The sequence below is a fragment of the Pedobacter sp. ASV1-7 genome, from assembly GCF_040203335.1.
Taxonomy (GTDB): domain Bacteria; phylum Bacteroidota; class Bacteroidia; order Sphingobacteriales; family Sphingobacteriaceae; genus Pedobacter.
On record NZ_JBEHBV010000005.1, the window covers coordinates 405,069 to 418,326 of the forward strand.

The following is a 13,258-nucleotide window of genomic DNA, read 5'->3' on the forward strand; positions in this document are numbered from 1 at the left end:
ACAAAATACTATTTCACTATCTCAAATTTTTCACCTGTGCTATCAAAATTAACTTTTATTCTTCCCGAAGTCGTTAAGCCAGCCCCTGAAATTACTTTACCAGCCTGCTGCTGGGCTATAAATGATATAGATAAGCCATTGGGGCCAAACAGTTTTGCACCAACCCCTCCTTCAACAGTTATCATTTTAACCTGATATATATCAGAAGCATTCTTTTCTCCAGGGATTATAAAATAAGCCTGAGCAGTTTTTCCCTTTGATTTTTGGTTGATGACTCCTGTTGATATTGGGGTGTTTTTCTCTCCTTCTATTTTATAAATCCAACCCCTTTTTAAAGGCTCAGTTTGTCCACTCGCCACACTTGCCTCCAATGCATTTTCTTTACCAGGCACCGGAAGTATCTGGAGATTAGATTTCTTACCTTCTAATATCAGATTATCTTTATTTACTTGAAATTTAAATTCACTCTGAAACAGAGCCTCATACGAATGCTCCTTTGTATCTTCAGGATCCAGCCAGTCTAACACCAACCATACTCCAGGTTTAATAAATAAAACATCTCTTTGATGACGGATTTTAACCAGAGGATTTGGGTTCTTTTCAGTAATATAACGATATTCAGCATAACCATTTTCGTAAGTAGCACTTAGAAAATCATATTTGGTATTACTTATCCATGTAGCATCATTGGGTTTATTGTTTTCATACAAATTCCTTTGTCCATAACGATACTGGCTTAATCTATCAGGAACGACTGTATTATGCGCCAAAGAAGATTGATAATATTTTCTCCACAAGCTCTTCTTATTATACAAGTAAAATCCAGGATCTATTAAAAATAGCTCTCCATTGGCAAACAGTTCGAAACTCAATTTATCTTCCTGTTGATGGGCAGCACCATAAGGGCCTGCTTTTATTACCATGTAGTTATCATTTTTAGCCCATCCGGAACGCATTACATAATAACCAGCCCAATTTAATGCTACCGAATTATATTGGGGCTTAGTCCCACCTGTTCCACTGCTTCCAAACCAGTTTAAAACTCCATTATCATTTATAGCTCTGGAGATTCCCCTGATTTTTTTACGGATATCCTTACTATCGCCATGCGCCTGTATCATTTCATTGAAAGCTGGAATAGTCCCATCTGGCCTGGAAATCTTAACCAGAAACTCTCCCATACTTTTCAATTTCTCTGTAAATGCTTTAGGAGCAGAAATTCCGGCTGATTGAGATACGGCCATAAATTGTGCAAAGCTGCCCATTACTCCTTGATGATACCTTGGACATAATTCTTTTTCCACTCCGTCTGGATAAACGACATGTTCCATCTGATCTAATCCTCTTTCTAATGCCCATTTGGCCCATTCTGTAGATTTCTTTAGTTCAGGGATTGCTACAGATGCTTTTTGTAATACTTGTGCGTCTACAACGCCCATATTATGGTAGCCCAGATAAGGATATTTTTCCATCCTTAGCAAATGATTGTTTATACCCTGAAGAATGGTTACAAAGTCTTTACTACTTAAAGAAGGTGATTCTATCACCGAAAATAAACCTAAAATAGTCGCGTTAAGCCTGGCCGAAACTGATAACTTACTATAGACGAGCCAGTCTATTTCAACGGGAATACGACTATCTTGTTTTTCATTTAAAGGGACTGGAAACTTTTCTATAAAATCCCGCATCAGATAAACGGCTTCTGAAGCAAAGCGCTCATCATTTGTTTTTCTATAGGCAGAAACAATTTCAGGTAAGACTCTAAATCTAACTGTATTTACAACCCATTCGGGATTCACTTCTTTCCCTTCTTTGACTGTTGGATTGTATAACCAATCAATTCCATTGCTGAAAGTATGCGTAGCACCCTGAAATGAATAAGTCCGCTCCAATAAGCGTTCTGCTTCCTTTTGTTTTACATCAGCAGATCTTAATTCGGATATACTGTATACCTTTTGCGCATAGCTCTTGTGCTTAATGAAATAAGCATGGAGCTCCTTAGCTGCTTTTGTAAAATCTTTCTTTTCGACCGCAGCCTTTACCTTGCCCAAACCGGATATTTTATAATCAAACTGATTATAGAAGTCTTCCAGGTTTAAGGAAAAAACAGGGTAATCATACAAAGGCTTTTCCAGTTTTACCAAAGCATCTGCTTTGGTAAAACTGGAAAACATAATGCTTGTTAGCAATAAGGTTAACAACCTTAAAACATGCTTTCTTTCTATATATTTCATTAAATACAGCTAATTAAGGCTCTACTTTGATTTCAACTTCTTTAACAATCTGCTTACTTGCATATAAATTAGTATTGGCTGCTATAAAAACCACTTTATAAACCCCTTCTTTGGCAAAAGTATAACTGAAGTCATTAACAGTAGGGTTACCATAGCCCTTAATTGCTGTAGCGTAATCCGTCCCCAGGTTAATATCATCTGCTGAGTATGCCGGACTGATTCCCCATTCATCTATAGTTGGTTTTTGAGGCGTTCCATTTGCGGGAGCTATTGGATTAAAAATCATGATTGATGCTGACCATCCATCTGATCGTGAAGTGATAGGGTTATCACGAGAAACCAATTTAAACTTAGTATTTGAGTAAGTACCCAAGTTTGAGCGAACCCCTGAAGCGGTTAGTAAGTCTAACTTAAATGAAGACATTCTCCATCTCGTACTGGCAACCGCTGCCCCAGTTGGTGAGTCAAATTTAAATGCAATATAAAAAGGCTTTCCTGGTAGCTTTAAATCAGAAATATTAACTACTCCAGATTCAAACCAACCTAAATTACTACCCCAGGCACGAGGCTGAGCAATGATAAATCTATTACTGATGTCTTGCCATGTAGCATTATTTACATGATCATATTCATAAACCCCATCAAAGTTTGTAGAGAACATCACCTTAAAAGTTGCTGGAGACGCTGCTGGCAATGAGGGAACAGTAGCCTCCTGATCGTGTGTTTGAAAAGAAAGTGTCACTTCAGTAATATTATCTATCCGTGGCTCTTGTCTGAAACGATAATCACTGCCAGACTCTCCTGAGAAGAAGGATATAGTTCCGGGATCTCCTGAAAATTTAAATTTTACAGGCTCATTAACTTTAACTGTTGCAGACTCTACACTCACATCAAAACTGAGCTCAGGGAGTTCTTCTTTTTTACTGCATGCTCCTAAGATCACCATTAAGAGCAGTACTAAATATGTATATAATTTCATCGAAATGTTTTTAACAAATTATTACCAACCTGGATTTTGTACCAACCCTTGATTTAAACCAATCTCTCTTGCCGGTATTGGCCATACTTCATCTTTTTGACGAACATTTGTAAAATAGCGGCTATGTACTGACCAGGTGCTAGCAGCGCCTGTGACCATATCTTGGGCTTCATTTTGCATGTTCTGATAAAATATACCCCAACGTACCAAGTCGCCCTTTCTTAAATTCTCAAATGCAAGTTCTCTTGTACGTTCATCTTGTATCAATTTTAGAAAATCTTCTTTTGTGCCAATTTCTGCGATAGTAAAATCTGCTTTTGTAGCAGCGATCTGACTGATCACTGCGGTGGCAGCAGCATTTTTACCTCCTGTACCTGTAATGGTAATTGTGGGTGCAGAAGTATAACCAGAGCCCTCATCAGTGATGGTAATATCTGTGATCTTACCGCTAACTACGGTTGCAGTTGCTGCCGCTCCAGTTCCACCGCCACCTGTTATACTTATCGTAGTTGAAGCTGGATAACCTGTACCTTGATTTGTAATCACAATGTTTCTAACCAACTCTGCTTTTAAATTTTTCCCATATCCTCTTCTCCTTACTTTATTCAATGCTTCTACAGCCTCAGGAGTTGGTCCTTCATTGACCATATTATCTGCCTCAGCGAACATCAACAGCACATCAGAAAAACGTAATAGAGGGTAATTCTGGGGAGTATCGTTTTTAGATTTAGGTTTAATCAGCTCATATTCTCTTCTCCATTTTCCACTTAGTCGGCGGTACATATCCGCAACAGTGGCTGGAGGATAAACTTTTGCCCCATTATGCGAGGTCCCATAATAAAAAGGTGCGATAGTCCAATCTCTCCTCATATCATTAGAATATTCTAAAACTACTGATCCAATGGCTTTACTTTCCGAACCATAAAGCATAAAGTGACTGGCTGTAGTTTGTATATAGCCATAAGCATATCCAATCAAATCATTGGTTGCATTATCTGTATGATGTGCCCTGATGCCATTGTTACTTCCTACCCGTTTAGACTCAGAGTATGTACCATCTGCAAATCCCCAGAACTCAACCTCCCAGATACTTTCTTTCAAGTCGTATAAATCCTGAGCATAATTGATGAAAATCTGTTTGTAACTAGGATTTAAAGCATGTACATAACCATCAGAAGGATCAGGATCCATTACCATTTTTGCCCATTTGCGTGCTTCTGCATATTTAGACACATCATTAACAGGATGTCCAGCCATGTGCAGACAAACTCTTGCCAGAATCCCTCTAACAGCCGACTTAGATATTTTACCGCCAAAACCTACTTTACCTGCAGTGCTGACCATAGCTTCCGCTTCGGTCATCTCCTTAATAATAAAATCATAGATTTCTCTTTTAGGAACACGTGGAAAGTTCGTCTCGGCCGGCGAATCGTTTGTTTTTGTTTTCAGAGGAACATCCCCAAAATTTGTCACCAATAAAAAGTAATAATAAGCTCTTAAAAACTTCGCTTCTCCGATTATAGTGTTTCTTTTAGCTTCGTTCATTGCAGGCCTGCTGGCATTCTCTAATAATACATTTGCACGATTAATGCCATCATACATTGCTTGCCAGAATGAAGTGACCAAGGGGTCTGTAGCAGCAGTTTCATATACAGAGACTCCGGTTTTTTCATTTCTTCCATAGAATGCCTGATCAGCATCCAGGCCCATCCGGCCTAACATATTTGAACCATAGGTATTGTTACTACCTAAAATATCGTAAACAGAAATCAATGCTCTATTTAAATGATCTTCTGTAGTATAATAATTCTGTTTAGATAGAAAATCTTTAGGTTCAGTATCAAGAAAACTTTTACAACTACCTAATGTAAAGACTAAAATTAATACAATAGATTTACATATATATTTCATATTCGTTGATTTTTAATATTAAAACGTTACCTGTGCACCAAAAACAAATGTTCTCATACGTGGATATGAGGACCAATCTAACCCCGGTGTAAGGATACTATGACGAACAGATACCTCCGGATCCATTCCTGAATACTTGGTCCATGTGAATAGATTTTGTCCAGATACAGACAAACGCACCGTACTTATCTTTGCTTTTGAGGTCAACTTTTTGGGAAGCGTATAACCCAAAGCAACTGTTTTTAATCTGAGAAAGGAGCCATCTTCAATTAGTCGGGTAGAATATACACCAGCTGGTCCGCCTCCATTAACCCTAAAAATCTTACTTGATGTATTCTCTTCGGTCCACCTGTCCTGATAAGAAGCAAATTGATTCAGTAATATTCTGCTCGACTGATTTCCTTCAAAAAAGGCTTTGTTCACATTCAGAATATCATTACCATACGACCATTGTAAAAATACATTAAGATCAATTCCCTTATAAGCAAAGGTATTTGAAAAACCTCCTGTATGTATTGGTGCAGTTCTTCCAATATTTACGCGGTCATTGCCATTAATTACACCATCACTATTGACGTCACGATACTTGATATCCCCTGGTCTAGGCTTTACAGTAACATCAGGATTATTTGTAGATAAACCAGGTTTTAAAATGTATTTTCCATCAGGTGCAATATCAAAATCCTCATAACCATACACCCCTTCCCAGATCATACCAAAAAAAGTAGCGGCTGATTCTCCAACGCGGGCTATATACGGGAAGTCAGTATATAAATTATCAAAGGCAACAGATGAAAGCATAAACTGCTCATCTTTTGTCAGTGCCAGTATCTTATTCTTGTTAAAACTGATGTTAAAACTACTGGTCCAGCTAAATTTTTTATTTTTAACATTAATAGTTTGCAGAGTAATTTCCAAGCCGTCATTTTGAAGTTTTCCAATATTCTTATATGCGGTTGAAAACCCAGTTACATAAGGAACATTCGCATTTAACAAGAGATCGGAAGTCGTTTTTCTGTATACATCTACTGTTAATTCAATTTTGTTCTTTAGAAACCCTAAATCTATTCCTAAATCTGCTTGTGTTGTCGGTTCCCATTTCAGCTCTTTGTTACCCATGTTAGTCTGCCGGATACCAGGTATAGGAGTTGCATTATTAAAAGAATAAGAACCATCAAAAGGCATCCCTAATGCTGGGTCATAGCTGAAATCACCGACTCTATTGTTACCAGTCACTCCAATGCTTGCTCTTAACTTTGCATCTGAAATGAACTTGATATTTTTCATAAAGGATTCCCTGCTAATTCTCCATGCTAAAGCAGCTGAAGGAAAATATCCCCATTTCTTCAAGAATTTTGAAGAACCATCTGCACGGTATGTTACAGTTGCCAGATATTTACTATCGTAAGAATAATTGACACGGCCAAATACAGATGCCATGGTAGACCAGATATATCTGGAAGAATTTGGGCGTGGAATCCCTTCATTTAATCCCCATACACTCAATTGCTCATTAGGTAAATTCTGGGCACTTAAACCAAAACCTTCTCCGGTTATAGATTGTAAACTGAACCCTCCCATCAGATCGAAACGGTTTTTTTTGTTCAAAACTTTTTTCCAGGTAATGGTATTTTCATTTGAATATACACCACGTTCCAGATAACTCACACCACCATTAACACCTGCTGTATTTCCAGGACGATCGGGAGTACCACGATGTGTTTTAGAGTTATAAAAAATCTTACTCTTGTCCAACACATTATCTATACCTCCTTGTATTTTTATCTCCAGATCCTTTATAAGGTTATACGTAAACCAGGCGTTTGTTCTGAAGTTGGTGGTATAACGCTCTCTCAATTCATTCTCTACAGACAACATTGGATTAATTCTATAATCTGCTGTTTGATCTATGCTGGAATCGTATAAATCTTCCTCAATATCCCAGTCTTCTTCGTCTACCGGACCAATACCTTTAACTGGTCGATAGCCCCATGCAGAATAAAAAAGTGAACTACTGGCCGCACTCGCAGCTCCTGTAGATGAAATCAAACCATAGTTCATATTATGGCTATAATTGACATCAATTCCTGCCCTTAATTTAGAATTTACCGTTTGTATCAAAGCAGCTTTACCCTGATACCGCTTAGACCCTGAATTGATGATACTACCTCCTTGATTAAATATAGAGCCTGATACAGCATAACGAGTTTGTTTTGTACCTCCCCTTAAAGCCAAACTGTGAATATTAGTGCTGCCGTTCTGCAATATTTTATCCTGCCAGTTTACACCCTTAATACCTCTATAACGTTCCAGGTCGGTGACTGTAGCAATCCCATCTACATCAAAAATATCCCTAAAAAATACCTGGGTAGCAATTGAAGGGGATCTTTCCAATTCATATTTAACAAACTCAAAAGGATTCATCATCTCCATCCTCTTATTGGCCTGTGCAATTCCTACTCTACCGCTATAAGAAATTGTTGGCATTCCTTCATTACCTTGCTTGGTTTGAACTACGATAACACCATTTGCACCTCTGGCCCCATAAATTGCTGTTGATGAAGCATCCTTTAACACACTAATAGATTCAACGTCATCCGGATTAAGAGATTTTGCATCAAAGTCTTCAATTGGGAACCCATCAATAACATACAGGGGCGCAGTGCTCTGTGTTAGTGATCCCGCTCCACGTATTACTATATTCATCCCAGCTCCTGGTTGATCTTCATTGGAAGTTACATTTACACCTGCTACTCTTCCTGCCAATGCCTGCTCAAAAGATTGAACTGGTGCATTTGCAATATCTTTTATACTTACAGAACCTACAGCACCGGTAAGATCACCACGTTTAACTGTTCCGTATCCAACAACCAAGACTTCGTCCAAGTCTGTCAGTATCGGTTTTAAAGCAACATTAATGGTGGTCCTGGCACCTACCTTAAAAGATTGGGGAGCATAGCCTAAATAAGAAAACATCAATATGTCTTCAGGATTTGCGGAAATACTATACCTACCATTTTCTCCTGAAACCGCGACTTTGTTTGTAGCTTTAATTTTAATACTTACACCGGATAATGGTTCTTTTGTTTCACTATTGATGATTACTCCTATTATATTTTTAGCGATTGCTTGAATAGCAACCGGATTATTCCTTTCTCGAATCATTACAGCCTTATCTTCTATTTTATAGATGAGTGGCTGATCCCTAAAGCACATATTAAGAATTTGCTCTATCGAGGCACCTCTAATATTTATAGTTACTGGCTTTGTACTTTTTATGAGCTTTAAATCATAGAAGAAGTCATAGCCACTTTGAATCCGGATGGTATTGAACACCTTCTCCATAGATTCATTTTTAACATTCATGGTTATTTTTTGTGCAAAACTGCTCGCACTAACCTGTGAAATCATTATAGTTAAAAAGAAAAAAATCAATCTCATAAACTGTATTAATTTTGTTAAAGCGGAAACAGAACCGTGACGCTTAAATTGAGTGTAAAATTCCATACATTTGATCTGTTGAGTTTTGGTTTAAAATGTTGATTGCTTAATATTTATCCTTATTAATAGGGCAAAAGACTCAATTTATAACCAGTGGTGTTCCTACGCACCTCTGGTTTTTTTTGCCTTTGCCAGAAAATTACTTTGTAACTGTTACCACCCTCCCCTCTACTTTAAAATGAACTTTACCTGTGTATTCCATAATTTTTAGTACGGCATCAATATCTCTGGCTCTTGATATTTTACCAGCAAAAACCAGATCCGAATCCGGTTTAAACTCATATTTAATCTCCACATTGTACCATCTGGAAATCTTATTCATAATACTTTCTAAGTTCTCATTGAATTTAAAATAACCATTCTTCCAGGCCATTACTTCTTCCGTATCGGCAGTTTCATTTATCTGTATTTCATTTCCACCAAACACTACTGACTGTTCTCCGGGTATTAATAATTTTGAATGTTTAGCATTACTAACTTTAACCGAGCCTTCGATTAAGGTTGTTCTGATGACTTTCTCATCAGTATAAGCCATAACGTTAAAATGCGTTCCCAGAACCTCAATAGTTTGTTCTGCACTAAATACCTTAAATGTTTTATTCTTTATTTTAGCAACTTCGAAATAACCTTCCCCCTTCAACTCTACTCTACGCTCATCACCAATGAACTTTACAGGATAGCGTAGTACCGAAGCTGCATTGAGCCATACCTTTGTTCCATCGGGAAGATATACTTGATACTGTCCACCCAAAGGAGTTTCAATCGTATTGTATTCGATATTATTACTGGACTTTACTTCGCCTGCAACTTCGACAATCTTATAGATCAACTGCCCATCAGCTGTTTTTGAAATGCTGATTCCTGATTGTTCAGCGAGCTTTCCTTGTGCTACATCTGAAAGGTTAATCTTACTTCCATCAGCAAGTGTTAATACCGCTTTATCTCCACCTGGTTTAATATCCCGGGCATAGCTGATTTGATCCTTATTGGACGTATTTTTAAAAAAGTAGAACAATAAGCCTGTACTTATGGCCAAAATGATCATGCCAACTGCAGCGACCCTTGGCCATAACCTAATGAAGAAGTGTTTTTTCGAATGAATAGGCAAACTATTCCAGACTTCGTCGAGTTGTTTTTCTCTTTCTACTTCAGAAATCTCAGGTAAAGACATGTTTTGTCTGACATACCAGGTTTCAAGTATTGCTATTTCTTCCTCAGAACAAATACCTGCACAATATTTTTTTAATAATTCTTTAGCCTCTGACTCTTGCATAATAATAGAATGTTTTCCCTATTTATACCAAGACAGTTAGCTACGAGTCTAACAGGTAGGTGAAATGAAAAATAATTTAAAAAAAGAAGAAGAAAAAGATATTCAACTTCACTTTTAGAATTTTAAGGGCATTTGTAATTTGCTTAGAAACAGTCTGTTCAGATATTTCTAATTGTACTGCAATTTCTTTGTGAGTGAGGTAGTCCTTTCGACTTAGCTTAAATACCCTTTGCATTTTTACTGGTAATGCATTGATTTCCTGATCAATCATCTCAGCAAATTCTTTTTCTCTTATTTGCAAGTCAGTAACATAACTGGCCTCATTTATAAATTCCTGAAGAGACTGTATGTACCTGGAGGAAACATTGCGATGGGAAATGATATTAAATGCCTTGTTGCGAACTGCAACATATAAGTAGCCAGAAAGATTTATTGTTTCCGGAAGTTCTTTTCTTTTTGTCCACAATTGAGTAAAAAGCTCTTGAAGTACATCTTTCACTTCTTCAAAATTACCAAGCTTTTTATAAACATGTTGTTGCAAAATTCCTTTGTACCTATTGTAAATCTCAGCAAATGCCTCCCTATCATCATCTCTTAGAAGTGATATTAGTTCAGAATTGCTTAAATTATGGTACTTAGACATTTTAAATTATTTAGTGTCTAATATCTTTTTTATTAAATTTTCATATGCTGTTGCATACCTTAACATTCCCAGATCAGTGGGATGTGACCCGTCAACGGTGCCATCTGTACCTAATCCTATTTCCTGAGTGGATAATTGATAAATATTTTTTACCCCCGCTTTTACAAGCTGTTGATATGCCGCAGCAGAGGTCTGATTGGAAGTCATAATAGTTCTACGAATTGCTGCATCCATTCTATTTTCTGTAAATCCAGCGTGATCGGTAAGGATAATCGGTGTTTGGGGATGCTTTTGCCGCAATGTATTAACTGATGCCAATAATCTTTTATTTACTTCTTCCGGCTTAAACCCACCCAGATTTGGCAGACAGTCTAACACAAATACACTGGCATCAATCTCTGCGATTAAATCAATCAGTTCTTTCTCAAGCTGTCCATTACCTGAAAAGCCCAGATTGATCATAGGAATCCTAAGCTTTCTCTCCAAAATAGCCGTCCACGCCATACCTGGACGTGATGCACATCCTCCCTGGGCTATAGATGTTCCATACACTATTATTGGTCTCTCTTTACGGGGGCCTAAAGGTAAAAAATCAGCATTTTCAGCAACACCAACTTCTAACCAAGATACATTATTATATAAAGGTAGATAAAGGTGGTATTCTCTTCCATCTTTATAATTCTTAGTATCAAGGTCCAAATTGCTAAAAGTATAGGTTATAGTGTCACCAAATTTATACTTCCCATTTGCCCAGGCCCAGCTTCCATCATTATTTGGGGAATATAGATCGACACCACTGACACCTGTAGCAGGGAAGTGAAGCATTGCAAAATTTTTCTTTTCAACTACATATCTAACTACAATTTGTCTTGCCTTTGTTTTAAAGCGAAATTTTAATCCAGCAGAATTCCTGGAAAGACTCCACACCGGCTTTCTTAAGGCATTTTTTGCTCTAAGGGGTATTCTATCATAGAAATTTTCCAATTCTTTATTCCAACCCTGACCTTCTAAAACTGGAAATTCATTTTTAGCAGGGTTCCACCATTTCATTTTTACATTTGATGGTTGAGCAAATACAGGTATGGCAAAAAAACATACGGCAGCAAATGCTAGTATCTTTTGGATTCTCATATTAAGCTTTGAATAGTATTTCCAATTGGTTTCTTCCTTTATCAATTGGGATCAGATGGACAATATGACTAATTAGCACATTGGGTAAAAAATAAGCTGTATCCGGGTTTCGATACAGCTTATAAATAAACAATTGTTATTTGGTATTATTTTTATTCATTTCGGCCTGCATTACTTTTAATTTAGCTTTCTGCTCCTCTGTCAAAATTTTAAAATATTTTACAGCCCTCTCCCCATAAAGTATTTTTAATTTGGCCTTTTTCTCATCTGCACTTAAAGATGCATTTTTATTAACTTCAGTAAGTTGTGGTTGGAATTCTTTAACTAAAGCTACAACTTTTGCCTTTTGATCTGCTGTTGCTCCTATTTCATCCAGTAATTCTGTATCATAATATTTAAGGACAGCCGGCTTCTTCTCCTGTGCGCTTGTAGCAAAGTTCAATGCAAACAACACCATAGTCATTAGTACAATTTTTTTCATGATGAATTATTTAAGGTTTAAATATTTGGTTAAAGCACACATGGATAGCATCGCCGTCGTGTACGTACCCTAAATTATAAAACATATATTTCAAATGCAAATAATAATTATCCAACATCCTCATTCATAAAAAATCTCCCACCTTATAAAATGCTTGTTACAAAAAAAGACACTACTCTCTTAAATAGATGTCAAATTTATCTAAGATAGTAGTGTCTTTCTGAGAAGATCTATAAATATTATTTATTTGCTTTGTTTTTTTCGATCTCCTTTTTCATTTCAATTAATTTAGCTTTCTGCTCTGCATTCAAGATTTGATAATAGATCCGACCTCTATCACCAGAAATAACCTTATACTTAGCGGCTCTTTCTTCAGGAGTTAAATTTGTCTCGGCCTTTAAAGCAGCAAATTTTGGTTCAAATTCCTTTACAAGATCAGCAATTTTTGCTTTTTGATCAGCTGTTGCACCTATTTCATCCAATAATTCTACAGTATAATAAGGAATATTTGTACGTTTTTTTTCCTGAGCATCTGAGGCAAAATTTAATGCGAATAACACTACTGCTGTTAATAAAATTTTTTTCATAATTAATTTTTAAGTTAAAATTTGGTTTATCTACACTTTTATGGGGCCATCAGTCGTGTAGCCATCTCTAAAATATAGAACAAATATGATAAAAGACAATTTAGTTACCTTCTTTATTTTTAGCGACTTCTTTTTTCATCGCATCTAGTTTTGCTTTTTGTTCTGCATTTAAGATTTTAAAATAAAGGCTTCCTCTTTGATACCCAATCTCTTTTATTTTAGCCTTTTTTTCCTCTTCAGTTAAGCTGGCATCTTGTTTTACCGCATCATATTTTGGTTTAAACTCCTTTACTAATTCAGCAACTTTTGCTTTTTGATCAGCCGTTGCTCCTATTTCATCCAATAATTCTACAGTATAGTAAGGAATATTTGTACGTTTCTTTTCCTGAGCATCTGAGGCAAAATTTAATGCGAATAACACTACTGCAGTCAATAAGATTTTTTTCATAATTAATTTTTTAGGTTAAAATTTGGTTTTTCTTGTACACTACAGGGAATCGCTAATTGTGTACGTACCC

10 protein-coding genes are annotated in these 13,258 nt (G+C 36.7%); all 10 read right to left on the bottom strand.

Features of this window, described 5'->3' with window-relative positions; all coding sequences use genetic code 11:
- Positions 1–8 precede the first annotated feature (8 nt).
- The 10 genes from ABDJ41_RS14215 to ABDJ41_RS14260 all read right to left on the bottom strand — a co-directional run bounded on the left by ABDJ41_RS14215 (position 9) and on the right by ABDJ41_RS14260 (position 13,188).
- Positions 9–2,234: an alginate lyase family protein gene (locus ABDJ41_RS14215; protein ID WP_349786717.1), complete on the bottom strand. Its 2,226-nt coding sequence runs from the start codon at positions 2,232–2,234 to the stop codon at positions 9–11.
- Positions 2,235–2,247: 13 nt separating this feature from the next.
- Positions 2,248–3,213 (bottom strand): DUF5017 domain-containing protein, encoded by a 966-nt coding sequence (locus tag ABDJ41_RS14220; RefSeq protein ID WP_349786718.1) that lies wholly within the window; start codon positions 3,211–3,213, stop codon positions 2,248–2,250.
- 21 nt (positions 3,214–3,234) lie between these two features.
- Positions 3,235–5,124: a RagB/SusD family nutrient uptake outer membrane protein gene (locus ABDJ41_RS14225; protein WP_349786719.1), complete on the bottom strand. Its 1,890-nt coding sequence runs from the start codon at positions 5,122–5,124 to the stop codon at positions 3,235–3,237.
- A gap of 18 nt (positions 5,125–5,142) precedes the next feature.
- On the bottom strand, positions 5,143–8,565 hold the full coding sequence (locus ABDJ41_RS14230) for a TonB-dependent receptor (protein ID WP_349786720.1): 3,423 nt from the start codon (positions 8,563–8,565) through the stop codon (positions 5,143–5,145).
- A gap of 199 nt (positions 8,566–8,764) precedes the next feature.
- A complete protein-coding gene (locus ABDJ41_RS14235) occupies positions 8,765–9,898 on the bottom strand; it encodes a FecR family protein (protein WP_349786721.1) in 1,134 nt (377 codons plus the stop codon).
- 76 nt (positions 9,899–9,974) lie between these two features.
- On the bottom strand, positions 9,975–10,541 hold the full coding sequence (locus ABDJ41_RS14240; protein WP_349786722.1) for an RNA polymerase sigma factor: 567 nt from the start codon (positions 10,539–10,541) through the stop codon (positions 9,975–9,977).
- Between the two features lie 6 nt (positions 10,542–10,547).
- Positions 10,548–11,672, bottom strand: coding sequence for an SGNH/GDSL hydrolase family protein (locus ABDJ41_RS14245; protein ID WP_349786723.1), 1,125 nt, complete (start codon positions 11,670–11,672; stop codon positions 10,548–10,550).
- Between the two features lie 136 nt (positions 11,673–11,808).
- Positions 11,809–12,153, bottom strand: a complete 345-nt coding sequence (locus ABDJ41_RS14250) for a hypothetical protein (protein ID WP_349786724.1) — start codon at positions 12,151–12,153, stop codon at positions 11,809–11,811.
- A gap of 239 nt (positions 12,154–12,392) precedes the next feature.
- A complete protein-coding gene (locus ABDJ41_RS14255; protein ID WP_349786725.1) occupies positions 12,393–12,740 on the bottom strand; it encodes a hypothetical protein in 348 nt (115 codons plus the stop codon).
- 100 nt (positions 12,741–12,840) lie between these two features.
- Positions 12,841–13,188, bottom strand: a complete 348-nt coding sequence (locus ABDJ41_RS14260) for a hypothetical protein (RefSeq protein WP_349786726.1) — start codon at positions 13,186–13,188, stop codon at positions 12,841–12,843.
- Between the last annotated feature and the right edge of the window lie 70 nt (positions 13,189–13,258).

What these genes read in the sequence shown, in the direction of transcription:
- ABDJ41_RS14215 (WP_349786717.1), bottom strand. Translation starts at nt 2,234, where the DNA reads ATGAAATATATAGAAAGAAAGCATGTTTTAAGGTTGTTAACCTTATTG.
- ABDJ41_RS14220 (WP_349786718.1), bottom strand. Translation starts at nt 3,213, where the DNA reads ATGAAATTATATACATATTTAGTACTGCTCTTAATGGTGATCTTAGGA.
- ABDJ41_RS14225 (WP_349786719.1), bottom strand. Translation starts at nt 5,124, where the DNA reads ATGAAATATATATGTAAATCTATTGTATTAATTTTAGTCTTTACATTA.
- ABDJ41_RS14230 (WP_349786720.1), bottom strand. Translation starts at nt 8,565, where the DNA reads ATGAGATTGATTTTTTTCTTTTTAACTATAATGATTTCACAGGTTAGT.
- ABDJ41_RS14235 (WP_349786721.1), bottom strand. Translation starts at nt 9,898, where the DNA reads ATGCAAGAGTCAGAGGCTAAAGAATTATTAAAAAAATATTGTGCAGGT.
- ABDJ41_RS14240 (WP_349786722.1), bottom strand. Translation starts at nt 10,541, where the DNA reads ATGTCTAAGTACCATAATTTAAGCAATTCTGAACTAATATCACTTCTA.
- ABDJ41_RS14245 (WP_349786723.1), bottom strand. Translation starts at nt 11,672, where the DNA reads ATGAGAATCCAAAAGATACTAGCATTTGCTGCCGTATGTTTTTTTGCC.
- ABDJ41_RS14250 (WP_349786724.1), bottom strand. Translation starts at nt 12,153, where the DNA reads ATGAAAAAAATTGTACTAATGACTATGGTGTTGTTTGCATTGAACTTT.
- ABDJ41_RS14255 (WP_349786725.1), bottom strand. Translation starts at nt 12,740, where the DNA reads ATGAAAAAAATTTTATTAACAGCAGTAGTGTTATTCGCATTAAATTTT.
- ABDJ41_RS14260 (WP_349786726.1), bottom strand. Translation starts at nt 13,188, where the DNA reads ATGAAAAAAATCTTATTGACTGCAGTAGTGTTATTCGCATTAAATTTT.